This is a genomic window from Microbacterium memoriense, from assembly GCF_025398275.1.
In the GTDB taxonomy this organism is placed as follows: Bacteria; Actinomycetota; Actinomycetes; order Actinomycetales; family Microbacteriaceae; genus Microbacterium; species Microbacterium memoriense.
This window is the reverse complement of the sequence record NZ_JAODOR010000017.1, coordinates 37,592-60,054: the sequence shown is the minus strand read 5'-3', so window position 1 is coordinate 60,054 and position 22,463 is coordinate 37,592. Positions and strand designations below refer to the sequence as shown.

Here is a 22,463-nt window from a genome sequence, read left to right as displayed (position 1 = left end):
GTTCCGACGCGAACGCGGCAGGATGGATGCCGTGAGCATTCCTCCGCTGTCCGATCTGCGCACCGTCGCGCACGTCATCTCCCTGCCCCTGGTCACCCGCTTCCGGGGGATCGACACCCGCGAGGTGGTGCTCCTCGAGGGCCCCACGGGGTGGACCGAATTCTCGCCCTTCCTCGAGTACGACGACGCCGAGGCGGCCGTCTGGCTGGCCGCCGCGATCGACTTCGGCTGGCAGGCGCAGCCCGCGCCACTCCGCGAGCGGATCGTCGTCAACGCGACAGTCCCGGCCGTCGCCGCCGGTGACGTCACCAGCGTGCTGGCACGTTTCGACGGATGCCGCACGGCGAAAGTCAAGGTCGCCGAACGCGGTCAGACCCTCACCGACGACATCGCTCGCGTGCGGGCGGTGCGCGCAGCGCTGGGCCCCGAGGGCCGCATCCGCCTCGACGCCAACGGCGGGTGGAACGTCGACGAGGCCGAGCACGCCGTACACGAACTCGCCGCGTTCGACCTCGAGTACCTCGAGCAGCCGTGTGCGAGCGTCGACGAGCTTGTCCAGTTGCGCGAACGCCTCGCCGACTGGGACATCCCGATCGCCGCCGACGAGAGCATCCGCAAGGCCGTCGATCCCCTCGCGGTCGCGCGTGCGGGAGCCGCCGACCTCCTGGTCGTGAAGGCCCAACCCCTCGGCGGTGTGCATCGAGCACTGGAGATCGTCGGCGAAGCCGGGCTTCCCGCCGTCGTGTCCAGCGCGCTGGAAACGAGCATCGGCCTGTCGATGGGACTCGCTCTGGCCGCAGCACTCCCCCAACTGGACTACGACTGCGGGCTGGGGACGGCGTCGCTCCTCGGCGCCGATGTGACGTCGCGACCGCTCCGCCCGGAGTCGGGAATGCTGCCCGTCGGGCGCATCACACCCGACCGGGACCTGCTCGAGCGGCATACCGCCGCGCCGGATCGCCGCGAGTGGTGGCTGGCGCGACTCGAGCGCTGCCACGCGGTGCTCGGGACCGGGTGATCTACGCGGGCGCCTCGACGAGGACCATCACAAGCCGCTCGATGCGGGCATTCAGCAGAGTCGTGATCTCTTCCGTGGGGCGGCCCTCGAGCGTGGCACGTGCGCACGTGTCGTCGGAGACATCGAGAAGGAGCTGTGCCGCGTCGTCGATCGGCAACCGCAACCGCAACCCGTACGTGCTGACGACCTGCTGAATGATGCCCTCGACGCGATCCCGCAGGACGTTCTGCCACGTGAGGTAGGCCTCGGCGAGCCGAGGATCTCGCATCGCCTGCGTCCGGATCTCGCTGATCAGCTGCGGCTCCACGCGGTCGCCCAGCGACGCACCGACGACCTGGTGCACGAGTGCGGACATGTCCGACAGCGCATCCGGCGCGAGTTCTCGCACGCGGCCGGCCACCGCATCGAGCTTTTCTTCCGCCAGCTGGGTGATGAGTGCGAGGAACAGCTCGTCCTTCGACTCGAAGTTCGAGTAGAACGCACCGCGCGTGAAGCCGGCGCGCTCGCAGATCATCTCGACGGATGCCGCATCCATCCCGACATCGCCGAACACCTCGTGAGCGGCGTCCAGAAGCCGCGCCCGGGTCTGTTCACGACGGCGCGATCCGTGCCGTGCGGTGACGTCGGTCATGCGGCTCCCTCTCGCGGCCCAGTTTCACACCTTGTCCCCAGACTGACGAGGACGAACACCCTTAGGATACATCTATGTATTGGATACAGCGTTGTATCGAAATCCGCTGACCTCCTTCCTTTCGAACCGGAGCGCTCGTGTCCACACTTCTCTCGTCCCTCGGCCACTGGTCGTACCGCCACCCCTGGCGCGTGCTCGTCGCGTGGCTCCTCCTGCTCGGCATCGTGGGCGGCTCGGTCGGCCTCGGTATCGGGACAGGCGCCATCAAGGGCTTCGACAACTCGTTCTCGATTCCCGGGACCGAGGGCCAAGAGGGCATCGAGCTCCTCGCGCGCACGTTCCCGCAGGCGAGTGGGACGAGTGCGCAGTACGTCGTCGTCACGGCGGAGGGCGACCGTATCGATGAGGCTCCGTACAGCGACGAGATCGCCTCGACGGTCGATGAGCTCCAGGGCCTCGAGGGCGTGCTGGCCGTGACCGATCCGTTCGATGACATGGTCACCGGGTCGGTCAGCGAGGACGAGACCGCCGCCCTCATCCGTCTGCAGTTCGAAGGGACCGTCACCGACGTCCCCGATGCGACGAAGACCGCGCTGCAGGATGTGTCCTCGACGCTCGGTGCGGCCTTGCCCGAGGGCTCGCAGGTCGTGGTGGGCGGTGACCTCTTCTCGACGTCCCTCCCCGCCCTGTCGATCGTCGAGGCCGTCGGCGTGCTGATCGCGCTGTTCGTCCTGATCATCACCTTCCGATCGTTCGCGGTGGCCTTCTTTCCGCTGGCGAGCGCGCTGATCGGAGTCGCCCTGGCGATCGCGCTGATCTACGCATCGACGGCGTTCGCCACCGTCTCGTCGACCACTCCGATGCTCGCCATCATGTTGGGGCTCGCCGTCGGGATCGACTACGCGCTCTTCATCGTCGCCCGGCATCAAGATCAAGTGCGCGCGGGGATGGATCCCGAAGAGTCCGCGTCACGCGCCACCGGTACCGCCGGCTCCGCCGTCGTCTTCGCCGGTGTCACGGTGCTCATCGCGTTGATCGGCCTCGGCTTTGCCGGCATCCCGTTCCTCACGACGATGGGTATCGCCGCCGCGGCCGCCGTCGCCGTCGCGGTCCTCGTCGCCGTCACCCTGACACCCGCCTTCCTCGGTTTCGTCGGCGCACGCGTCGCCGGATGGGGTCATGGCCTCTCGCGCGGTGCGCGGATCGGACGCCGCCGCGCGCCAGAAACCGCGGAGGCGGAAGACACCTCCGAGGCGGCCACGGCCGTGACCAAGAAAACCAACCGCTGGGTCATGCTCGTCACGCGGCATCCGATCGTCACGACTCTCGCCGTCGTCGCCACGCTCGGTGTCGTGGCGATCCCGGCCGCGAGCCTGCAGCTGGCTCTTCCCAATGCGGGCATGCAACCGGCCTCGAGCGAAGCGCGACAGGCCTACGATCTGACCGCCGAACACTTCGGGCCCGGCTCGAACGGCCCCCTCGTCCTCACCGGCACGATCGTCACGTCGACAGATCCCCTGGGACTCATGGCCGATCTCAAGGCCGAGGTCGAAAAGATCCCCGGCGTGAAGGAAGTGGCTCTCGCCACGCCGAATCCGACCGCCGACACGGGGCTGATTCAGGTCGTCCCCGAGACCGCGCCCGACGACCCGGCCACCGCCGACCTCGTCCGCGAACTCCGCTCGCATCACGATGAATGGCTCGAGACCTACGGCGTCGACCTCAAAGTCACAGGGTTCACGGCGATCGCGATCGACATCTCCGATCGCCTGGGCGCCGCGCTCCTCCCGTTCGGTCTGTTCGTCGTGGGCCTGTCGTTCATCCTTCTGATGATCGTGTTCCGCTCGATCTGGGTGCCGTTGAAGGCCACCGTCGGCTACCTCCTGTCGATTCTCGCCGCCTTCGGTGTCGTCGCGGCGGTGTTCGAGTGGGGATGGCTCGCCGACGCGCTGCACGTGACGCGCACGGGTCCGGTCATCAGCTTCATGCCGATCATCCTGATGGGCGTGCTCTTCGGCTTGGCGATGGACTACGAAGTGTTCCTCGTGTCGCGGATGCGGGAGGACTTCGTCCACGCCCGCCGCGCCGCCATCGCCTCCGGGAAGCCGTTCGACGCGCGCGCCATGGCCATCGCGGCCGTGCGAAGCGGGTTCACGGCATCCGCCCGGGTCGTGACGGCCGCCGCCGTCATCATGTTCGCCGTCTTCGCGGCATTCGTCCCCGAAGGCGACACCTCGATCAAACCGATCGCGCTGGGACTCGCCGTCGGCATCGCCGTCGACGCGTTCCTCGTACGCATGACGCTCGTGCCCGCCGTGATGGCATTGCTCGGCGACAAGGCGTGGTGGATGCCGGCATGGCTCGACCGCATCCTCCCCCACTTCGACATCGAGGGCGAGGCTGTCGAACGCGAGATGGCGCTCAGGGACTGGCCGGAGCCCGGTTACCGCGGCGCGCTGGCGGCCGACGCGCTCGCCGTGCGTGCCGACGGCGGGCGCGAGACGGGAGAGGTCACGCTGTTCGACGGGGCCGATGTGCGGCTCGATCAGGGCGGGACCCTGCTCGTCACCTCACCCGACGCCCGAGCCGGACGCGCATTCGCGTTGGCCGTCGCCGGACGGATCGAACCCTCGGACGGACGCCTGCGCGTCGCTGGTCACCTTCTGCCCGGCCGGGGTGCCTGGGTCCGCGCGCACGTCGGCGTGGCCCTTCTCGACGGCTCCGCCGACCCGCTCGCGGAGCTCCGCCGAGCGGTCGCCGGCGGCACGAGCCTGGTCGTCATCGACGGGCTCGATGCCCTCACGGGTCCCGATCGCGACCAAGCCGCCGCTATCCTCCGGGATGCCGCCGAGGCCGCACTCGGACGTCGCCGCGGCGACGGGCATCCCCTCACTCTGGTCGCGTCCGCGCGGCGTGACGGGCCCGCGCTCGATCTCCTCGCGGAGGCGCATCGCCCCGGCGTGACATCCCTCGCCCTGACCGCACACCCCGCCTCGACCGGGGCCGACACGCAGGTGATCTCCTCATGACTCTCCCCATCGAACGCGCCCGTTCCCGCAAGCCCGTGACGTGGCTGACCCTGATCGGCGTCCTTCTGCTCCCGGTCGTGATCGGCGGCATCCTCGTCTCTGCGCTGTACAACCCGACCGAACGTCTCGGCGACATGCGTGCCGCGATCGTCAACAACGATGAGCCCGTCACACTCGACGGTCAGATGGTGCCCCTCGGCCGCCAACTGACGGCGGGTCTGGTCGAAGGATCCGAAGAGCTCGCCAGCAACCTCGACTGGACGATCTCGAACACGGACGACGCCCGTACCGGCCTCGCCGACGGCACCTACGACGCGATCATCACGATCCCCGCGAACTTCTCTGCAGCCGCGACCTCGACAGCCGGCGCCTCCGACGGTTCCGGCGGCACTCCCGAGAAGGCGACCATCTCCGTCGCGACGGCACCCGACAGCCTGATCGTCGATGACGCCATCACGGCGCAGGTCGCGCAGGCCGCCGCATCCGTCATGGGACAGCAGCTGTCGAGCGTGTATCTCGAGAACGTGTTCCTCGGGTTCACGACCCTGGGCGATCAGCTTGGCGAGGCCGCGACGGGCGCCCACCAGCTCGCCGACGGCGCGGCACAGACGGCGACCGGCGCGGCCGAGCTCCCGGCCGGTGCCACCGCGCTCTCCGACGGCGCCGCCCAGATCGGTTCCGGTGCCGGTGACCTTTCGAACGGACTCGCCCAGCTCGCCGACGGCACACGCCAATCGGCGGCCGGCGCGGGATCGCTCACCGACGGCCTCGGTCAGGTGTCCGCTCAGCTCACCTCGACCGCAGACGGCACTCTCGGCGGCACTGCCGCGACCAACGTCCGCTACGCGAACGAGGCCGCGGCGGCGACCGTCGCGCTCGCGACCACCTATCAGACCCTCCTGGCGCAGAACAGCTGCACGGCGCCGACGACTCCGGACCAGATCGCAGTCTGCACGGCGCTCGGCGGGCTCGCGGGCGACGTGCAGAGTGCGGTGACCGCCGCCGGGTACGCAACCGGCTACGCGGGCGGCGTGCAGCAGGGGCTGGGAGCCACGGCGCAGGGAGTCGACCAGCTCGCCTCCGGTGCGTCCGCTCTGGAATCCGGGCTCGGCACGATCGCGGGCGGTATCGATCAGTCGGCCGACGGCGCATCGGCACTCGGGACCGGAGCGAACCAGCTCGCCGATGGCGCCGACCAGTTGGCGACCGGCGCATCGCAACTCGCCGACGGCGTCAGCCAGGTCGCGACGGGCACGTCCACGCTGGCCGACGGCCTGACCGAGGCTGCGACTGCCCTGCCGTCGTACACGGACCAGCAGGCGACCGACCTCGCTTCGGTCGTCGCGGATCCCGTGACCGCCGCCGGTATCGGATCGAACCTCTTCGGAGCTTCTGCGATCCCCCTGCTGGCCATGCTGGCGTTGTGGTTCGGCGGTCTCGCGTCGTTCGTGGCACTGCAGGCCGTGCCGCGGCACGCGCTCAGCTCGCGCCGCCCATCGGTCGTGCTGGCGCTCCGAAGCCTGGTCCCCGCTGCCGCGATCGGCGCGGGCCAGGGCCTTCTCCTCGCCGGCATCGTGCAGGTCGCCGCGTCCTACGACTGGTCGACGTGGTTCCCGTTCGCGGGCCTCGCCATGGTCGCCGGTGTCGCGTTCGCCGCGGTCAACCAGGCGCTCGTGGGCGTGTTCGGCGGTGCCGGTCGCTGGATCTCGGCGCTCATCGGGGTGCTCGCCCTCGCGACCGGGATCGTCTCGACGGTACCGGGTGTGCTGACCTCGGTCGCGGGACTCATGCCGACGACGCCGGCCTATCAGGCGATGCTCGGCGCCCTGACCGATGCCGGCGGTATCGGAGCGGGCCTCGCGGGAATGATCATCTGGGCGGGCCTCGCGTTCGTCGTCACGGTCCTCGCCGTCGTCCGCCGGCGGACGATCAGCACGCGCGTGTTGCTGACGGCATCCCCCGCCCTCGCCTGACGCCCGCCCCTCGGACCTGCGCCAGAGGAGGAGGTGGCGAAGCGCTCAGCTCAGGCCGCTGTAGACGTGCAAGCCCTTGAAGAACATGTTCACGATCGTGAAGTTGAACATGACGGCCGAGAACCCGATGATCGACAGCCATGCCGAGCGGGTGCCGCGCCACCCGCGGGTCGCCCGCGCGTGGATGTATCCCGCGTAGAGCACCCAGATCACGAAGGTCCAGACTTCCTTCGTGTCGAAACCCCAGTAGCGACCCCACGCGTCGTTCGCCCAAATGGCACCCGCGATCAGCGTGAAGGTCCAGAAGATGAAGCCGATGATCGCGAAGCGGTAGGCGAGCGACTCCAGCACGTCCGCCGAGGGCAGGGTGCGCAGGAAGCGCGGGCCGCTGCGCGCCGGGCGGGATGCCGCGGCCTCGGCCTCGACGAGTGCGGCAGCGGCACTTTCACGCCGGGCCTGCATCAGCTGCAGGACCGACAGGGCGAAGGCGAGGGCGAACAGCGCCGTCGCCAACGACGCGACGAAGACGTGGATGACGAGCCAGACGCTCTTCAGCGGATCGGCCAACGGAACGACAACCGTGTAGAACCAGATCGCCGTCGCGCCCAGAAGCACGACCACGAGACCGGTGATGAACGTTCCGAGGAAGCGGAGGTCGTAGCGCAGGAGCACGACGAGGTACACCGCGACGATCAGCATCGTGCCGGTCAGAGCGAACTCGTACATGTTCGACCACGGCACACGGCCCGCGGCGAAACCACGCGTGACGTCGGCCGCGACGTGGAAGAGGAAGCCGAGAACGGTCATCGAGGTGCCGATGCGCGCCCACAGGTAGCGGCGGCGATCGCTCAGCGGCGCTTCGAGGTCGGACTGGGCCTGGACTTCCTGCGCACGCACGTCGTCGATGCTCTGGGCGCCACCGGCGGTGACCAGCACGCGAGCGGGTGCGGCATCCTTCGCCCTCACCGCGAGGTCGGAGCGACGCGCCAGGTCGATCGCGTACGCGATGAAGGCCAGGGTGTAGATGCCGACCGCGGTCCACACCAGGAGCACGGAGATATCGTCGAGCTGCAATCCGGTCTCAGGCATGGCGTCCATTCTACGGGCGGGGCTCCGGGCTGTCGGCGGGGAGCGAGGCGGTGTGCGTGCGCACGAGGTCGGCGACGGCAGCAGCGATCACGGGGTCTTCACCACGGGCGAGCCCCGCGTACTCGAGCGTCAGCGTGCTGTCACCGGGTGTCGCCTTCACCCACATCCGGCGCCGCGGGATGAAGAGCGCCGCGAGGAGTCCGAGGAGGGCCAGGACGGCGAAGGCCAGCACGAACGGGGCGCCGACATCACGGTGCACCGACAGCGAGACGTAGCGCTTGACCTGTTCGGCGGCTCCGTTCGCCGTCGCATCCTCGAACGTGATCGTGCCCATGCCCTCAGGCAGGTCGACGGTCTCGCCGGGCTCCAGCTGGAGCGCTTCGCTTCCGCTGTCACCACCGGCGAGTTGGGTCATGCCGGTCGGGTCGAGCGCGTAGACGTTGCGCGCCGTGCCGTCATCGATGCCGAGATCACCCGAGTACACCCAGAGCGTCAGGAGCGGATTGGCCAGCGACGGATACGCGGACGTGAACGCACCCGAATGCAGAGTGGCGGCTGTCGGGTAGAAGAAGCCGATGAGTCCCAGCTGCTCAGCCATCCCATCCGGGATCTTGATGACACCCTGCGACGTCATGTTGGAGTCCTGCGGGAGGAATTCGACGTCTTCGCGGAAGACGACCTCGCCCTCCTCGTTGCGGACGGTGATCGTCGGCGCGTAGCCGTTGCCCATCAGGTAGACGCGGTCGCCGGTGACATCGAGCGGGTGGTTGACCCGCACGACACCCTCCTGGGGGCTCTGTCCGGGCTCCGTGACCGTCACATTTGCGGCGAAATCACCGGCCTGTCCCTGCCCGGGTTCGCCGACGGGCACGTAGCTGACCTCGAAGCTGTCGAGCGTGATCGCGTACGGCGAGAGGGAATTCGTGTCGACGAAGCGGCCCGGATTGAACGAGGTGTAGCCAAGGCCCAGAGAGTTGACGAAGTTGTCGCCCTCGACGATGACGGTCTGGCCGGTGTAGGTGAGCCCGCCGCCGATCCCGACGGCCAGCAGGACTCCGACGAGCGCGCCGTGGAAGACGAGGTTGCCGGTCTCGCGGGCATAGCCCCGTTCCGCCGATACCGATGCGCCACCGCGGCCGTCGTAGCGCTCCACGCGATACCCCGCCGCACGCAGCTGCGTCTGAGCGAGATCGATGGCCTGCGTCGCGGAGGCTCCGGCATCCGCCGTGGCGGGAAGGTTTCGGACGACCTCGACATGATCGTCGAGCCGTGACAGCCGCGCCGGTGTGCGCGGCGGGCGGGCGCGGAGCGCCTTCCAGTGGTGCTTCGTCCGCGGGACGACGCAGCCGATGAGCGAAATGAACAACAGGATGTAGATCGCCGAGAACCAGGCCGACGAGTACACGTCGAACAACTGCAGCGTGTCGAGGATCGGGTACAGGTCGGGATTGGCGGTCTTGTACTGGGCCACACCGTTCGGGTCTGCCGTGCGCTGCGGAACGATCGAGCCGGGAATCGCGGCGATCGCCAACAACAGCAAGAGGACGAGCGCCGTGCGCATGCTCGTCAGCTGCCGCCAGCCCCACCGCATCCAGCCGACGAAACCGAGCTTCGGCTGGGCGATGCCGTCACCGGATGCCGGCTGGGAATCTGCGTGGTCGGACGGCCGGAGCGGTTCGGAGCCGTCAGAGGGGGAGGTCGACACTGCCGATCACCCCCGTCAGTTGCGACATGACCGAAGTCCAGACTCCGGTCACCATCAGCACGCCGAGCGCGATCAGGAGAAGCCCGCCGATGATGTTCACGATGCGAATATGCCGGCGCAGGAATGCCACGGATCGGGTGGCCCAGCCGAAGCCGATCGCGAGCAGGACGAAGGGGATGCCGAGGCCCAGCGAGTAGGCGATCGCCAGCAAGACGGCCCGCCAGGGGTCGCCCTGCGCGAAGGAGACGGAGAGGATCGCGGTGTAGGTGGGACCGATGCACGGCGCCCAGCCGATGCCCATCGCGATGCCGAGGAGCGGGGCTCCGACGAGACCGAGATTGCTCCGCACCTGGGGCTTGAACGTGCGCTGCGCGAATCCGAAGACACCGAGGAAGACGAGGCCCATGATGATCACCACAACGCCGAGCACCCGCGTGAGCACGTCGCCGTACTGCAGGAAGAAGCGGCCGGCGGTTCCCGCCAGCACCCCCATCGCCACGAAGACGACGGTGAACCCGGCGATGAACAGGGCCACCCCGCCGACGAGGCGCCCGCGACCGGTCACGATCGCCGCAGATTGTCGCGAACTCCGCACCGCATCGCCGGAATCGTGCGGAGTTGGCGACATTCTGCGGGGATCGGCGCCGACGGCACCGCCCAGGAAGCCCAGATATCCGGGGACGAGGGGGAGCACACAGGGCGAGGCGAAGGAGATGAGGCCCGCCAGCATCGCGATCGGGATGGCGATCCAGAGAGCTCCGTCCACGACGATCTGGTTCACGACTGTTCCGCACGCACGTCGTCGACGATCGTCGTGAGGATCGACTCGCTCGCGACCTGGCCGATGAAGCGGGCAGCGACGCGGCCCTGCGCATCCAGCACGAGAGTGATCGGCACGGCTTGCAATGGCGTCCACGAGGCGAATGCCAACTTCAGAGCGGCATCCTCCTTCGCGAGGAGCGAGGGATACGAGATGCCGTACGTCTCCTCGAAGGCGGTCGCCTGCTCGGGTCCGTCGTAGATGTTGACGCCGAGGAATTCCGCTCCGGTCTTCTGGGCGGTCGCTTCGAGTGTCGGCGCTTCAGCGCGGCACGGGCCGCATCCCGCGTACCAGAAGTTGAGGACGAGCACGTCGCCGGCGAAGTCGGCGCTCGTGACGGTCGATCCGTCGACGGCCGTCCCGGTGAACTCCACGGCGTCACCGCGCTGGTCGGCCGCGATCTCCTGCACGCTGCCGTCACCGGAGATGAAGCCCGTGTCGCCACCCTGTTCGTACGAGTCGATCAGCCCGTCGTTCGCGCTCGTGCAGGCGGAAAGCCCGAGCGCGAGGACGAGCAGGAGCGCGGCCGTTGTGCGTCGTCTCATACCGCCCCCACATCGATCGCGCCCGCGACGGCGGCCGGTTCGGCATAGTCGACTTCGCGCCAGCGATCCCCGTCGAGCTCGAAGCTCGTCACCGAGGAGAGCGCGCAGCGGCGATTGCGCGGGTCGTGCCGCAGCGACTCCCCGGCCACAGAAAGGTGGGTGATCCAGATCGGCAACTGGTGCGACACGATGACGACGTCTCCGGATGCCGTGGACGACCACGCGTCGCGCATCGCGGCATCCATCCGATCGACGACCTGCAGGTACGGTTCCCCCCAGCTCGGCACGGACGGGCGCACCAGGTGACGCCAGTTGAGCGGATTGAGGACGGCGCGCTTCATCTGCTTGCCCTCGAAGACGTTCGTCGGCTCGATGACTCGCTCGTCGAGCACGGGAGTGAGCCCGAAAACGTCGTGGAACGCCTCGGCCGATTCTTGCGTGCGCTGCAGCGGCGAGGCGAACAGAGTCGAGACCGAACGTTCCCGCTTTCGCAGGTGATCGGCGGCGGCGCGCGCCATGTGGCGGCCTGCCTCGCTCAACCGGAACTCCGGCAAGCGTCCGTACAGTACGCGTTCGGGGTTGAAGACCTCCCCGTGGCGCACGAGATGGAGGCGGTCGGCGGGCACTCCGCAAGTCTACGGGCGGCCGGTCTGTGGACGGGCTGAGAGCGGCGGTTACGCCAGGTCTGCTGACCGGCTCCGCCCGCGGAGCTGACGCACGCGGACCACCGTGAACCAGGCCAGCGCGCCCGCTGCCGCCGCGATGACGGCGTACTGCAGGATGCCGGCATATTCCTCGACGATGTGCCACTGCTCGCCGAGGAGATAGCCGGCGAGCACGAAGACCCCGTTCCAGATGAGGGAGCCGGCGAGCGTCAGCACACCGAATCGCCACAGCGGCATCCTGGTCACCCCGGCGGGGATGGAGATCAGGCTCCGGAAGATCGGCAGCATCCGACCGAAGAACACGGCCTTGCCGCCGTGACGACCGAACCACGCAACCGTGCGGTCGACGTCATCGACGTGCAGGAGCGGCGTCCGCTCGACGAGCGCCCGCAACCGCGGAAGCCCCAGCCACGCACCGATGCCGTACAGCAGGAAGGCGCCGACGACCGAACCGGCCGTGGTCCAGAACAGTGCTTCGAAGAGCGTGAACGATCCGCGCGCGGCGGCGAGGCCGGCCATCGGCAGGATCACCTCGCTGGGAAGCGGCGGGAACAGGTTCTCCAATGCGATCGCGAGACCGGCGCCGGGAGCGCCGATGATGTCCATGAGGCCGACGACACCGTCGACGAGCGCGGTGAGCCAAGAACCGTCCGGTGTCGTCATGGGTTCGACGCTAGGTGCTCAAGGTTGCCGAAACCTGAATGATCGCCCGCCGACGTAGAGTGGTCTCTCGTGAGTGAACGCGTGTTGGTAGACCAGTTGCAGTCCCGCGAAGACGGCCCCGTCTCGATTTCCGGATGGGTCGAAACCGTCCGTGACCAGAAGAAGGTGCAGTTCGTCATCCTCCGCGATGAGACCGGCGCCGTGCAACTGGTGAACCCCGCGACGCGCCCCGACCCCGACGGGGGTGAGCAGGATGCCGACGCGCTCGCGCTGACGGCACTGATCTCGGAGCTCAGCACCGGCACGTTCCTGACCGCGACGGGCGAGCTCAAGCACGATGAGCGCGTCAAGCTCGGCGGCGTGGAGATCAAGCTCGCGGGCCTCGAGGTTGCCGCGGCCGCCCTGCCCGAGACGCCGATCGCGTCCGACAGTGGCCTGGACAAGCGCATGGACTGGCGCTTCATCGACCTGCGCCAGCGCCGCAACGCGCTGATCTTCCGCGTCTCGACGACGTTCGAGCACGCGATGCGCTCGTACTGGGTCGAGAACGACTACGTCGAGCTCCACACGCCGAAGCTGATGTCGACTCCGGCCGAGGGCAACGCCGAGCTGTTCGCGCTCGAGTACTTCGGCGAGCAGACCGCGTATCTCGCGCAGAGCCCGCAGCATTACAAGCAGATGGCACAGGCGGCCGGTTTCGGCAAGATCTTCGAGATCGGCGACGTATTCCGCGCCGACCCGAGCTTCACGAGCCGTCACGCGACGGAGTTCACCTCGGTGGATGCCGAGATCTCCTGGATCGACTCGTACGACGATGTCGCACGCATGCAGGAGGAACTCCTGGCGACCGCGATCCAGGCTGTGGCCGACAAGCACGGCGCAGAGATCAAGGAGCTGTTCGACATCGACGTCGTCGTGCCGACCGTCCCGTTCCCGCGCATTCCCCTCGCAGAAGCGCGCGAGATCGTCGCCGCACGCGGCTACGCGATCCCGCGCACCGACGGCGACCTGGACCCCGAGGGCGAGCGTCAGATCTCGGCGCACGCCCTGGAGACCTACGGTCACGAGTTCGTGTTCATCACGGACTACCACCCCGAGATCCGGCCGTTCTACCACATGCGCAATGCCGAGACCGGGCTCACCAACAGCTACGACCTCCTGTTCAAGGGCGTCGAGATCACGACCGGCGCACAGCGCGAGCACCGCATCGACGTGCTGGAGGCTCAGGCGACGGAGAAGGGTCTCTCACTCGAGGGCCTCGAGCACTACCTCGACTTCTTCCGCTACGGCGTGCCCCCGCACGGCGGCTTCGGCATGGGCCTCGCGCGCGTGCTGATGCTGATGTTCGGTCAGGACTCGATCCGTGAGGTCACGTTCCTGTTCCGCGGTCCGACGCGACTGGCGCCGTAGCCCGGACCCGTATTCTGGCGCCATGACGCAGTCGGCGTGTTGTATCGCTCCGATGCACTGCACGCCCTGACCCCTGCCGGCGAGGCGGAGTCGCCATGCAAGGACCGCACCGGGGTGTGCGCGGCCGTGCTGCTGGATGCCGTGGGCGTGACGCGCGACGCGATCATCGCGGGTGTGCGGCCGGCGGCGCAGAGCGCGCGATCGGACCTCGACGTCGACGATTAGACACCCTGCGTTCACCGGCGACCGCCCTGCGCGTTACCGGGAATCCCTACGTTCGGCTCATCCCCCGATGATCTGAACGCTGTTGCGTCGCGCCATCGGGTCTCACCCGAGAGGAACACCCATGTCACGCATCACCCCGCGGCGCACACTCGCCGCGTTCGCCCTGACGACGGTCGGCGCCCTGGCGCTCGCCGCATGCGCAGGCCCCGCCGCGTCCGGCAGCGAAGGCGAATCCGTCGACGCCGCGACGGCCACCACCGTCGCCGATTTCGGTTCGTTCGCCGATCTGGAAGCTGCCGCGAAGGCAGAAGGCCAGCTCAACGTCATCGCACTCCCGCGCGACTGGGCGAACTACGGCGAGATCCTCGACGAGTTCGCCAGTCGCTACCCCGAGATCACGATCAACGAGCAGTCCCCCGACATCTCGAGCGCCGAGGAGATCACCGCCGCCAAGACGAACGAGGGCCTCGATACCGCTCCCGACGTGTTCGACCTCGGTCTCACCGTTGCGCTGCAGAGCACGGAGTACTTTGCGCCGTACAAGGTGCAGACGTGGGAGGACATCCCCGACGCCCTCAAGGAGCCCACCGGCCTGTTCGTCGGTGACTACGGCGGGTACATGTCGATCGGCTACGACTCGTCGAAGTACGACGCGCCGACCGAGCTGTCGAGCCTGCTCGATCCGGCGTACAAGGGTGCCGTTGCCATCAACGGCGACCCCACGCAGGCCGGGGCCGCGTTCGCCGCGGTCGGCCTCGCCACCGTCCAGTCCGAGGGGACGCTGGATGACTTCCAGCCGGGCATCGATTTCTTCAGTGAGCTCCAGCAGACCGGCAACCTCCTGAAGGTCGACGTGACCACGGGAACGATCTCGTCCGGCGAGACACCGGTCGTCTTCGACTGGGACTACCTGAACGCGAGCCACGCGGCGACCAACGCCGACTGGAAGGTCGTGGTCCTTCCGGGCACCGGCTACGCCGGGTACTACAACCAGGCGATCAACAAGAACGCCCCGAACCCGGCCGCTGCTCGCCTCTGGCAGGAGTTCCTCTACAGCGACGACGTGCAGAACATGTGGCTGAAGGGCGGCGCACGCCCGGCTCGCATGGACGCCATGGTGGATGCCGGCACGATCGACGCCGACCTCGCCGCGGCACTTCCCGAGGTGCCCGAAGAGACCGTCGTTCCCACCGAAGCACAGAGCACGGCCGCCGGCACGCTGCTCGGCGAGAAGTGGGCTGCAGCGATTCAGTGATCACCACCACTGTGACCCCTGCCGGGCCGGAGCACCGCGCTTCGGCCCGGCAGGGCGCGCCCATCTCACACCGACGACCCTCGTGGGCGTGGCTCGGCCTCACACCCTTCACGGTCTACGTTCTCCTCTTCCTCGCGCTTCCGACTGCGCTGGCGATCGGGACGGGCTTTTTCGACGGCGAGGGCTCGTTCACGCTGTCGAACGTCTCCGCGCTCGGCGATCCGGTCATCGTGCAGACCTTCATGAACACGACGTGGTTGTCGCTGCTGACGTCGGCGGTGGGCGCCGTTCTCGGTGCGCTCGTCTGCTACGCCGCGCTGGGGCTGCCGGAAACAGGTGCGATCCGCAGCATGCTCGATGCCGCGACGGGAGTGCTCGCGCAGTTCGGCGGCGTGATGCTCGCGTTCATGTTCATCGCGACGATCGGGGTCCAGGGTGTCGTCACTGTGGCGCTGCGCGATTCTCTGGGAATCGACATCCAGCCCGGCGCCTGGTTGTACTCGCTGCCCGGGCTGATCCTGCCCTACATCTACTTTCAAGTGCCTCTGATGGTCATCACCTTCCTCCCCGCACTGTCGGCACTGCGTCCGCAGTGGGCCGAGGCGAACCTGACGCTCGGCGGCACACGGGCGAGCTTCTGGCTGCGCATCGGTTTCCCCGTTTTGGCCCCCTCGTTCCTCGCGAGCTTCCTCCTGCTGTTCGCCAACGCCTTCTCGTCGTATGCAACCGCCGCGGCGTTGGCGAGTCAGGGCTCACAGATCGTGCCGCTGCAGATCCGCGCGGCGCTGACGAGCGAGACCGTGCTCGGTCGAGAAAATCTCGCCGGTGCGCTTGCACTCGGAATGATCGTGGTTGTCGGAGTGGTCATGTGGCTGTACTCGCTCATCCGCAACCGCGCGGCGAGGTGGCAGGCATGAAGGGCATCGCACCGTCCCGCGCCACGCGATGGGTGATCGGTCTGAGCGTCGGCATCGTCTTCGCCATCCCGCTCGTCGCGACGCTGCTGTACACGTTCCGCGACGGTGACGGCTACTCGCTCGACAACTGGATCCGAGTCTTCGACCCCGCCAATACGCAAATACTGACGCCGATCTGGACCGGGCTCGGCAATTCTCTGATCCTCGCGGTCGTCACCGTCGCGATCGTGCTGCTGCTTCTCCTCCCGACGATGATCCTCGTCGAGCTGCGCTTCCCGCGGCTCGCGAGCATGTTCGAGTTCGTCGTGCTGCTGCCGATCTCGATCCCCGCGATCGTCCTGGTCGTCGGTCTCGCTCCGATCTATCTGCAGATCGGACGCGCGCTCGGCACCGGCGCGTGGACCCTCGCCTTCGCGTACGGGATCACGGTGCTCCCCTTCGCGTACCGGTCGATCAAGGCCTCGATCGACGCGGTCGATCTGAAGACCCTCGCCGAGGCCGCTCGATCGCTCGGCGCAGGTTGGCCGGCCGTTCTCGCCCACGCACTCATCCCGAACCTCCGCCAAGGACTGCTCGCCGCCTCCCTCATCTCGGTGGCCGTCGTGCTGGGCGAGTTCACGATCGCGTCGCTCCTCAACCGACAGGTGCTGCAGACGGCCCTCGTGGTCTCGAACAAGATCGATCCATATGCCTCGGCGATGTTCACCCTGCTGTCGCTTCTGTTCGTCTTCCTCCTTCTTCTCCTCCTCGGTCGCGCGGCTCGCTCGCGCGCCGGAAAGGCCCGGGCATGACCACTGCCGACCATCTCACGCGAGCGTTCCCGAGCACCGCGGACAATGCCCTCCTCTCCGACCCGGCCGTCGGAACGCGGGTCGAGTTCCGCGGCATCGTGAAGGACTACGGATCGACACGCGTGCTCCACGGCGTCGACCTGAACATCGCACCCGGCGAGTTCGTCTCGCTTCTGGGGCCGTCGGGCTGCGGCAAGACGACGGCCCTGCGGGTTCTCGCGGGACTCGAACAGGCGACCGAAGGGGCGGTCCTTCTTGGCGACAGAGACGTGTCGAACCTGCCGACCAACCGACGCGACATCGGCATGGTGTTCCAGTCCTACTCGTTGTTCCCGCATCTTCGTGTCGTCGACAACGCGGCGTTCGGGCTCCGCCGCCGCGGGGTCGGCCGCGCCGACGCATCTCGTCGCGCTGCGGATGCACTCGACCTCGTCGGCCTCGGCCACCTCGGCGATCGGTTCCCGCATCAACTCTCCGGTGGCCAACAGCAGCGCGTGGCTCTCGCGCGGGCGCTCGTCACTGAGCCACGCGTACTGCTACTGGACGAACCGCTCTCCGCCCTCGACGCAAAGGTCCGCGTGCAGTTACGGGACGAGATCCGCCGGATCCAGCTTCGCCTCGGGATCACGACCGTGTTCGTGACCCACGACCAAGAAGAAGCGCTGGCCGTCTCCGACCGCATCGCCGTCATGGATGCCGGACGCATCGAGCAGATCGGCACTCCCGAAGATCTCTACCTGCGGCCCGCGACGGCGCAGGTTGCGGCGTTCGTCGGTCTCTCCAGCGTGGTCCCCGGTGTTGCCGAGGGTGGGGCGGTGACGGTGTGGGGCGTCCGTCTTCCGGTGCACGGCGCCGCTCTCGACGGCCCCGTGGATGTCTTCGTCCGCCCCGAGAACGTCCGACTCGTGCCGGCGTCCCTGCCGGGTGTCGCAGCCGTCGTCGAGGAGAGCACCTTCCTCGGCAGCTACCGACGCACGCTCGTCCGCACCGACGACCGCACGCTCGTGCGCATCCAGCACTCCGCCACCGAACGAGTGGACTACGGCGAGCGAGTGCGGATCGCCGTGGCCGCTGAGCCGGTCACCGTACGAGCCCGGTAACGGGCCTGCGCTCAGATCTCGACGTCGACCGCGGAGCGACTGCCGGTCACGCTGCGGATGAAGCCCACGACCGCCTGGTGGGCCGGGTGGGTCTGATAGGCCTCGAGCCCGGCCGCGTCGTCGAAGTCGGCGACGAGAGCGACATCGGCGTTGCCGGCGATGTCCAGCGCGTTCACTCCAACCGACAGCGATCGGATCGACTCGACGACTCCGTCCAGCGCCTGGAGCCGCTCAGCGACCTCGGCGGCATGCGCGGCCCGCGTCGGGGCATCGGTGGCCGCCATTGCCCACGTGACGATGTGTCGGATCATGTCTGCTCCTTGTCGTGCGCGGTGTCGAGGGCCGTCCGCAGCCGTTCAGCGGACAGGCGCCAGTGCGCGTGCAATCGGTCATCGATCAAGACGACCGGGATCTTCTCCCACCACTGGTCGTAGAGCGCCTTGTCATCGAGGATCGAGAACTCCTCGATGTCGACGGCACCCTCCGGCAGTTCCGCGGTGACCTGCTCGATGATCTCCCGTGCGACATCGCACAGATGGCAATCAGGCTTGGAGATGATCGTGAGGGTGGTCACAGCATCCATCCTGCCAGCCCGCAGACACGAAACGCCCGTCCGTGAGGACAGGCGTTCGGTGTGCGTGCCGCGATTACTTCTTGTTGCGGCGCTGGTGGCGAGTCTTGCGAAGCAGTTTGCGGTGCTTCTTCTTCGCCATACGCTTGCGGCGCTTCTTGATGACAGAACCCACGGAAAACCTCACTATGTCAGGGGTCTGGACGCGGATCGTTCGCGTCCGGGATCGGGCAATCCGAGAATTGCCCTCGGGACAGTCTAGCCGACGTCGGCGATAGGACGTTGCAGAGCTGCGGTGACGGCCGTTTCGGGCACCCGATAGCTGCGTCCGAAGCGCACCGCAGGGAGCTCGCCGGCGTGGACGAGGCGGTACACGGTCATCTTCGACACGCGCATCAACTCCGCCACTTCGGCGACCGTCAAGAAACGCACGTCAGACAGCTCCGACATCGACGACCCCCAGTGTGTAGAAAAATGCTGGTCACAGCCTAGGGTGCCAGTGCTACGCGTGTAAACCTATGAGACGGATGTGGTTTCCGTGCTCACCGGCCGGGAAGCTTCTTCAGGGCGCTGTCCCACGCGTGCTTGGCCGACGCTGCCGCACGCCCGACGAGCTCCGCCGCGTGCGCCGCGGAGTCCGGAAGCGACGATGCACCGTCGTCGAGGAGGAGCGATCCGTCGTCGAAGAACGGAACGAGCCAGTCGTCGACCTCGTCGAGCGGGGCGGCGGACAGGCTGTAGAACCGGTGCTGACCTTCTTCGCGCACCGACACGAGTTCTGCTTCGCGCAAGACCTTGAGGTGCTTGGAGACGGTGGGCTGGCTGACACCGAGCTCGGCGACGATGTGCGACACGCTCGTCCCCCGCACACCGCTGCTCCCTCGCTCGCGCAGAAGCTGCAGAATATCCCGACGGGTTCCGTCGGCGATCACGTCGAAGATGTCCGCCATGACATTAGGTTAGTCCGCGCGGCGCCCGGAGTACCATGACAACGATCTTGATCGAAAGGGGCGTGAGATGACGGGCGACACCGTCGGTGTGCGCACCCGTCACGCCATGGCTCAGACGCTGCGCCGATTCGGCCGCGCAGCACGCGAACTCGCCACCGCATCACCGTCACGGTTCGCGATCCTGGTCTTCTCCACCCTGATCCTGATCTTCACCGCTTTGCTGTCCCTGCCGATGGCTGCGGCGGACGGGCGTCCACTTCCTTTCGCCGATGCGCTCTTCACCGCCGTCTCCACGATCTGCGTCACGGGCCTCAGCACAGTGGCCATGGCCACGACCTGGTCACCGTTCGGCAATGCCGTGATCTATCTCGGCGTGAATGTCGGCGCCATGGGCGTGCTGACTCTCGCCTCGATCCTCGGTCTCGTCATCTCCAAGCGACTCGGCTTGCGCGCGAAGCTCATCGCCGCCGGTGACAGCAACCCGATGCGCGCTCACGGTGGGCCGGTCAACGAGGGCCAGACGGTGCGGCTCGGAGAAGTCGGCCAGCTGCTGGCGACCGTCGCGCTGTCCACGCTCGTGATCGAGGCCGTCCTCGCGGTGCTCCTCTACCCCGCCATGCTGGCCAGCGGGGTCCACCCGCTCACCGCACTGTGGGAGTCGCTGTACTACTCGGCGATGTCGTTCACGAACACCGGCTTCACCCCCAACGTCGGCGGGGTGGCGGCGTTCGCCGACAACTACTTCTTTCTGACCGTTCTGATGGCCGGCGTCTTCCTCGGGTCGATCGGCTTCCCGGTGATCTACACCCTGTGGAAGCACCACTTCCACGTGCGGCGTTGGTCGCTCCACGCCAAGTTGACCCTCATCACCACCACGACCCTTTTCATCGCGGGCGCCGCGGTGTTCTTGCTCCTCGAGTACAACAACCCGAAGACCCTCGGCTCCATGGAGGCCTGGGACACCACGTTCCAGGCGTTCTTCCTCTCGGCGATGACCCGCTCCGGCGGATTCGCCGTCGTCGACGTCGGTGAACTGCACGGCTCCTCGCTCGTTGTGGGTTCGATGCTCATGTTCGTCGGTGGCGGGTCCGCGTCGACGGCGGGTGGCATCAAGGTGACGACACTCGCTGTGCTCGCCCTCGCGGTCTTCTCCGAGGCGAGAGGTCGACAGAGCGTCGAGGCGTTCGGACGCCGGATTCCCAGCGATGTCCAGCGCGTGGCTCTGTCGGTCGTCGCATGGGGATCGACGATCGTCGCGATCTCGACCATCACGATCGCGCAGATCACCCAAGCCGACATCGCCGAAGTGCTGTTCGACGTCATCTCCGGTTTCGGCACGGTCGGCCTCTCGACGGGACTCACGGCAGAGCTCCCCGATCCGGCCGTCTACGTCCTGGCCGCCACCATCTTCATGGGTCGCGTTGGTACAGTGACTCTCGCCGCGGCCGTGGCCGCGACGTCCCGTTCGCAGCACTATTCGCTGCCCGTGGAAAGGCCCATCGTTGGTTGAGCAGCTGCGAAGCGATGCCCCCGTTCTCGTGATCGGCCTCGGTCGGTTCGGTGCCGCCTGTGCGGGCGAACTGGACCGGCTCGAGCGGGAGGTGCTCGCGATCGACGAGAGTCTCGACCTCGTGCAGAAGTGGTCGGAGCGCGTCACGCACACGGTCCAGGCCGATGCGAAGAACATCGACGCGCTCAAGCAGATCGGCGCGCAGGATTTCCAGGTTGCCGTCGTCGCCGTCGGCTCCTCGATCGAAGCATCCGTGCTGATCACGGCGAACCTCGTCGACCTGAAGGTTCCGCAGATCTGGGCGAAGGCGGTCTCGCAGAGCCACGGCAAGATCCTCGCGCGCGTCGGCGCCAACCACGTCATCTACCCCGAGCGTGAGGCCGGCGAGCGCGTCGCCCACCTCGTGAGCGGTCGGATGCTGGACTTCATCCGCTTCGATGACGACTTCGTCCTCGCGAAGATGTATCCCCCGAAGTTCATCCGCGGCGTCGGGCTCAACGAATCCGGCGTGCGCTCGAAGTACCACGTGACCATCGTGGGCGTGAAGAGCCCGGGCAAGCCGTTCCGGTACGCCGAGGCCGACACCGTCGTGACCAACCACGACCTCATCATCGTCTCGGGCACCAACAGCGACATCGAGCGTTTCGCCGGCCTCGACCGCTGAGGAGGCTCAGGCGCCGGCGGCCATTTCCTTCGCGCGGGCGAGAGCGGCATCCGTCGCCTCGGCGAAGACGCCGTCGAGATGCGCGCCCTGCAGCACGGCGATCGCTCGCTCGGTCGTTCCCTTGGGGCTCGTCACCCGGCGACGGAGCTCGGCGGGGTCTTCACCCGTCGCCGCCAGCAGCGCGGCAGCGCCGATGAAGGTCTGTTCCGCCATGAGGCGCGCGTCGGCGTCGGAGAAGCCCTTGCCGCGCGCCGCTTCGGTGAGATCTTCGATCAGGAGGAAGACATACGCCGGGCCGGAGCCGGAGATCGTCGACAGCGCGTCGATCTGCGCTTCCGGAAGCTCGATCACCGCGCCGCAGGTCTCGAACAAGCGTCGAACGAGGGCCGCCTCCGCGGACGACGCGCTGGGCCCCGCCGACACTCCGGTCACTGCCTTGCCCACGACCGCCGGAGTGTTGGGCATGGACCGCAGCACGGCGATGCCCTCCCCCACGATCTCCTCGAATGTGTCGATCGTCACACCGGCAGCGAGACTCACGAGCACGGTGCCCGGGCGGAGCACCGGCGCGATCTCGCGCAGGAGTTCGGGCACGAGGACCGGCTTCACGCCAACGAGGATGACATCGGCCGATGCCGCGGCCGTGACATTCGCGGTCGGGTCTGCTTCGAGCGACAGGCTCGTGACACCGGTGAGCTCGGAAAGAGCAGCGGCCTTCGCTGACGTGCGGTTGGTGACGGTCACCTGCGACGCCTGACCGGAGCGCACCAACCCCTGGAGGATCGCACCACCCATCGAGCCGGCGCCGAGGATCGCGATCGAGGGAAGGGTGTCATTCGCCATTCTCCCAGTCTGTCATCGGCCGTCCTGACAGGGGTCGGCATCCCTCTTGTCGAGGCCATATTCACCTTCAAACGGGAGGACTATAGTCG

The 22,463-nt window shown here is 67.7% G+C and carries 24 protein-coding genes; 11 read left to right on the top strand and 13 right to left on the bottom strand.

Annotated elements, in window-relative coordinates:
* The first annotated feature begins 22 nt into the window (after positions 1-22).
* A complete protein-coding gene (locus N4R40_RS12900; RefSeq protein ID WP_407665926.1) occupies positions 23-1,018 on the top strand; it encodes an o-succinylbenzoate synthase in 996 nt (331 codons plus the stop codon).
* A 1-nt stretch (position 1,019) separates the two neighbouring features.
* Here N4R40_RS12900 and N4R40_RS12895 read toward each other — a convergent pair whose 3' ends face one another.
* Positions 1,020-1,649: a TetR/AcrR family transcriptional regulator gene (locus N4R40_RS12895; protein ID WP_261607784.1), complete on the bottom strand. Its 630-nt coding sequence runs from the start codon at positions 1,647-1,649 to the stop codon at positions 1,020-1,022.
* A gap of 137 nt (positions 1,650-1,786) precedes the next feature.
* Here N4R40_RS12895 and N4R40_RS12890 point away from each other — a divergent pair, with 137 nt between their 5' ends.
* The gene (locus N4R40_RS12890) at positions 1,787-4,678 is read left to right on the top strand and encodes an MMPL family transporter (RefSeq protein WP_261607783.1); all 2,892 of its coding nucleotides are present in this window, start codon (positions 1,787-1,789) and stop codon (positions 4,676-4,678) included.
* A complete protein-coding gene (locus N4R40_RS12885) occupies positions 4,675-6,651 on the top strand; it encodes a YhgE/Pip family protein (protein ID WP_261607782.1) in 1,977 nt (658 codons plus the stop codon). Before N4R40_RS12890 ends, N4R40_RS12885 begins: the two co-directional genes overlap by 4 nt.
* A 45-nt stretch (positions 6,652-6,696) precedes the next feature.
* Here N4R40_RS12885 and ccsB read toward each other — a convergent pair whose 3' ends face one another.
* From ccsB to N4R40_RS12855, 6 genes are read right to left on the bottom strand one after another with little or no spacing between them, the layout of a single operon-like run.
* Entirely contained in the window at positions 6,697-7,740 is a 1,044-nt protein-coding gene (gene ccsB, locus N4R40_RS12880; RefSeq protein ID WP_261607781.1) for a c-type cytochrome biogenesis protein CcsB, read from the bottom strand.
* A 10-nt stretch (positions 7,741-7,750) separates the two neighbouring features.
* Positions 7,751-9,445: a cytochrome c biogenesis protein ResB gene (gene resB / locus N4R40_RS12875; protein WP_261607780.1), complete on the bottom strand. Its 1,695-nt coding sequence runs from the start codon at positions 9,443-9,445 to the stop codon at positions 7,751-7,753.
* Positions 9,426-10,175 (bottom strand): cytochrome c biogenesis CcdA family protein, encoded by a 750-nt coding sequence (locus N4R40_RS12870; protein WP_407665928.1) that lies wholly within the window; start codon positions 10,173-10,175, stop codon positions 9,426-9,428. The genes resB and N4R40_RS12870 overlap by 20 nt, the downstream gene beginning before the upstream one ends.
* Positions 10,176-10,222: 47 nt before the next feature.
* Entirely contained in the window at positions 10,223-10,810 is a 588-nt protein-coding gene (locus tag N4R40_RS12865; protein WP_261607778.1) for a TlpA family protein disulfide reductase, read from the bottom strand.
* Positions 10,807-11,436: a histidine phosphatase family protein gene (locus N4R40_RS12860; RefSeq protein ID WP_261607777.1), complete on the bottom strand. Its 630-nt coding sequence runs from the start codon at positions 11,434-11,436 to the stop codon at positions 10,807-10,809. The genes N4R40_RS12865 and N4R40_RS12860 overlap by 4 nt, the downstream gene beginning before the upstream one ends.
* Before the next feature lie 48 nt (positions 11,437-11,484).
* A complete protein-coding gene (locus tag N4R40_RS12855; RefSeq protein ID WP_261607776.1) occupies positions 11,485-12,138 on the bottom strand; it encodes a DedA family protein in 654 nt (217 codons plus the stop codon).
* Between the two features lie 69 nt (positions 12,139-12,207).
* On the opposite strand from N4R40_RS12855, the gene aspS reads away from it, so the two are divergent.
* From aspS to N4R40_RS12825, 6 genes are all read left to right on the top strand, one after another.
* Complete coding sequence (gene aspS, locus N4R40_RS12850) at positions 12,208-13,548, top strand: aspartate--tRNA(Asn) ligase (RefSeq protein WP_261607775.1); 1,341 nt, start codon at positions 12,208-12,210, stop codon at positions 13,546-13,548.
* A 36-nt stretch (positions 13,549-13,584) separates the two neighbouring features.
* A complete protein-coding gene (locus N4R40_RS12845; protein ID WP_261607774.1) occupies positions 13,585-13,773 on the top strand; it encodes a tyrosine-protein phosphatase in 189 nt (62 codons plus the stop codon).
* A gap of 121 nt (positions 13,774-13,894) precedes the next feature.
* Positions 13,895-15,028, top strand: a complete 1,134-nt coding sequence (locus tag N4R40_RS12840; protein WP_261607773.1) for an ABC transporter substrate-binding protein — start codon at positions 13,895-13,897, stop codon at positions 15,026-15,028.
* A complete protein-coding gene (locus tag N4R40_RS12835) occupies positions 15,025-15,945 on the top strand; it encodes an ABC transporter permease (protein WP_407665925.1) in 921 nt (306 codons plus the stop codon). The genes N4R40_RS12840 and N4R40_RS12835 overlap by 4 nt, the downstream gene beginning before the upstream one ends.
* Positions 15,942-16,736 (top strand): ABC transporter permease, encoded by a 795-nt coding sequence (locus N4R40_RS12830; protein ID WP_261607772.1) that lies wholly within the window; start codon positions 15,942-15,944, stop codon positions 16,734-16,736. Before N4R40_RS12835 ends, N4R40_RS12830 begins: the two co-directional genes overlap by 4 nt.
* Complete coding sequence (locus tag N4R40_RS12825; protein WP_261607771.1) at positions 16,733-17,836, top strand: ABC transporter ATP-binding protein; 1,104 nt, start codon at positions 16,733-16,735, stop codon at positions 17,834-17,836. The genes N4R40_RS12830 and N4R40_RS12825 overlap by 4 nt, the downstream gene beginning before the upstream one ends.
* An 11-nt stretch (positions 17,837-17,847) precedes the next feature.
* Here the strand turns inward: N4R40_RS12825 and N4R40_RS12820 are convergent, their stop codons facing one another.
* From N4R40_RS12820 to N4R40_RS12800, 5 genes are all read right to left on the bottom strand, one after another.
* Positions 17,848-18,147: a Dabb family protein gene (locus tag N4R40_RS12820; RefSeq protein WP_261607770.1), complete on the bottom strand. Its 300-nt coding sequence runs from the start codon at positions 18,145-18,147 to the stop codon at positions 17,848-17,850.
* Entirely contained in the window at positions 18,144-18,410 is a 267-nt protein-coding gene (locus N4R40_RS12815; protein ID WP_261607769.1) for a glutaredoxin family protein, read from the bottom strand. The genes N4R40_RS12820 and N4R40_RS12815 overlap by 4 nt, the downstream gene beginning before the upstream one ends.
* A 73-nt stretch (positions 18,411-18,483) precedes the next feature.
* The gene (locus N4R40_RS12810; protein ID WP_003792170.1) at positions 18,484-18,582 is read right to left on the bottom strand and encodes a 30S ribosomal protein bS22; all 99 of its coding nucleotides are present in this window, start codon (positions 18,580-18,582) and stop codon (positions 18,484-18,486) included.
* A gap of 83 nt (positions 18,583-18,665) precedes the next feature.
* Positions 18,666-18,857 carry a helix-turn-helix domain-containing protein gene (locus N4R40_RS12805; protein ID WP_261607768.1) on the bottom strand — a complete coding sequence of 64 codons (192 nt, stop codon included), beginning with the start codon at positions 18,855-18,857 and terminating at the stop codon, positions 18,666-18,668.
* A 92-nt stretch (positions 18,858-18,949) separates the two neighbouring features.
* Complete coding sequence (locus N4R40_RS12800; protein ID WP_261607767.1) at positions 18,950-19,357, bottom strand: ArsR/SmtB family transcription factor; 408 nt, start codon at positions 19,355-19,357, stop codon at positions 18,950-18,952.
* A gap of 67 nt (positions 19,358-19,424) precedes the next feature.
* On the opposite strand from N4R40_RS12800, the gene N4R40_RS12795 reads away from it, so the two are divergent.
* The gene (locus N4R40_RS12795; protein WP_407665923.1) at positions 19,425-20,867 is read left to right on the top strand and encodes a TrkH family potassium uptake protein; all 1,443 of its coding nucleotides are present in this window, start codon (positions 19,425-19,427) and stop codon (positions 20,865-20,867) included.
* A complete protein-coding gene (locus N4R40_RS12790) occupies positions 20,860-21,531 on the top strand; it encodes a potassium channel family protein (RefSeq protein ID WP_261607766.1) in 672 nt (223 codons plus the stop codon). The genes N4R40_RS12795 and N4R40_RS12790 overlap by 8 nt, the downstream gene beginning before the upstream one ends.
* Positions 21,532-21,537: 6 nt before the next feature.
* On the opposite strand, the gene proC is transcribed toward N4R40_RS12790, so the two are convergent.
* Positions 21,538-22,374 carry a pyrroline-5-carboxylate reductase gene (gene proC, locus N4R40_RS12785; protein ID WP_261607765.1) on the bottom strand — a complete coding sequence of 279 codons (837 nt, stop codon included), beginning with the start codon at positions 22,372-22,374 and terminating at the stop codon, positions 21,538-21,540.
* Positions 22,375-22,463: the final 89 nt, after the last annotated feature.

Excerpts from the sequence above, each read along its gene's own strand:
- N4R40_RS12900 (WP_407665926.1), top strand. The coding sequence starts at position 23 with ATGGATGCCGTGAGCATTCCTCCGCTGTCCGATCTGCGCACCGTCGCG.
- N4R40_RS12895 (WP_261607784.1), bottom strand. The coding sequence starts at position 1,649 with ATGACCGACGTCACCGCACGGCACGGATCGCGCCGTCGTGAACAGACC.
- N4R40_RS12885 (WP_261607782.1), top strand. The coding sequence starts at position 4,675 with ATGACTCTCCCCATCGAACGCGCCCGTTCCCGCAAGCCCGTGACGTGG.
- ccsB (WP_261607781.1), bottom strand. The coding sequence starts at position 7,740 with ATGCCTGAGACCGGATTGCAGCTCGACGATATCTCCGTGCTCCTGGTG.
- N4R40_RS12870 (WP_407665928.1), bottom strand. The coding sequence starts at position 10,175 with ATGCTGGCGGGCCTCATCTCCTTCGCCTCGCCCTGTGTGCTCCCCCTC.
- N4R40_RS12865 (WP_261607778.1), bottom strand. The coding sequence starts at position 10,810 with ATGAGACGACGCACAACGGCCGCGCTCCTGCTCGTCCTCGCGCTCGGG.
- N4R40_RS12855 (WP_261607776.1), bottom strand. The coding sequence starts at position 12,138 with ATGACGACACCGGACGGTTCTTGGCTCACCGCGCTCGTCGACGGTGTC.
- N4R40_RS12840 (WP_261607773.1), top strand. The coding sequence starts at position 13,895 with ATGTCACGCATCACCCCGCGGCGCACACTCGCCGCGTTCGCCCTGACG.
- N4R40_RS12830 (WP_261607772.1), top strand. The coding sequence starts at position 15,942 with ATGAAGGGCATCGCACCGTCCCGCGCCACGCGATGGGTGATCGGTCTG.
- N4R40_RS12825 (WP_261607771.1), top strand. The coding sequence starts at position 16,733 with ATGACCACTGCCGACCATCTCACGCGAGCGTTCCCGAGCACCGCGGAC.
- N4R40_RS12820 (WP_261607770.1), bottom strand. The coding sequence starts at position 18,147 with ATGATCCGACACATCGTCACGTGGGCAATGGCGGCCACCGATGCCCCG.
- N4R40_RS12805 (WP_261607768.1), bottom strand. The coding sequence starts at position 18,857 with ATGTCGGAGCTGTCTGACGTGCGTTTCTTGACGGTCGCCGAAGTGGCG.
- N4R40_RS12800 (WP_261607767.1), bottom strand. The coding sequence starts at position 19,357 with ATGGCGGACATCTTCGACGTGATCGCCGACGGAACCCGTCGGGATATT.
- N4R40_RS12795 (WP_407665923.1), top strand. The coding sequence starts at position 19,425 with ATGACGGGCGACACCGTCGGTGTGCGCACCCGTCACGCCATGGCTCAG.
- proC (WP_261607765.1), bottom strand. The coding sequence starts at position 22,374 with ATGGCGAATGACACCCTTCCCTCGATCGCGATCCTCGGCGCCGGCTCG.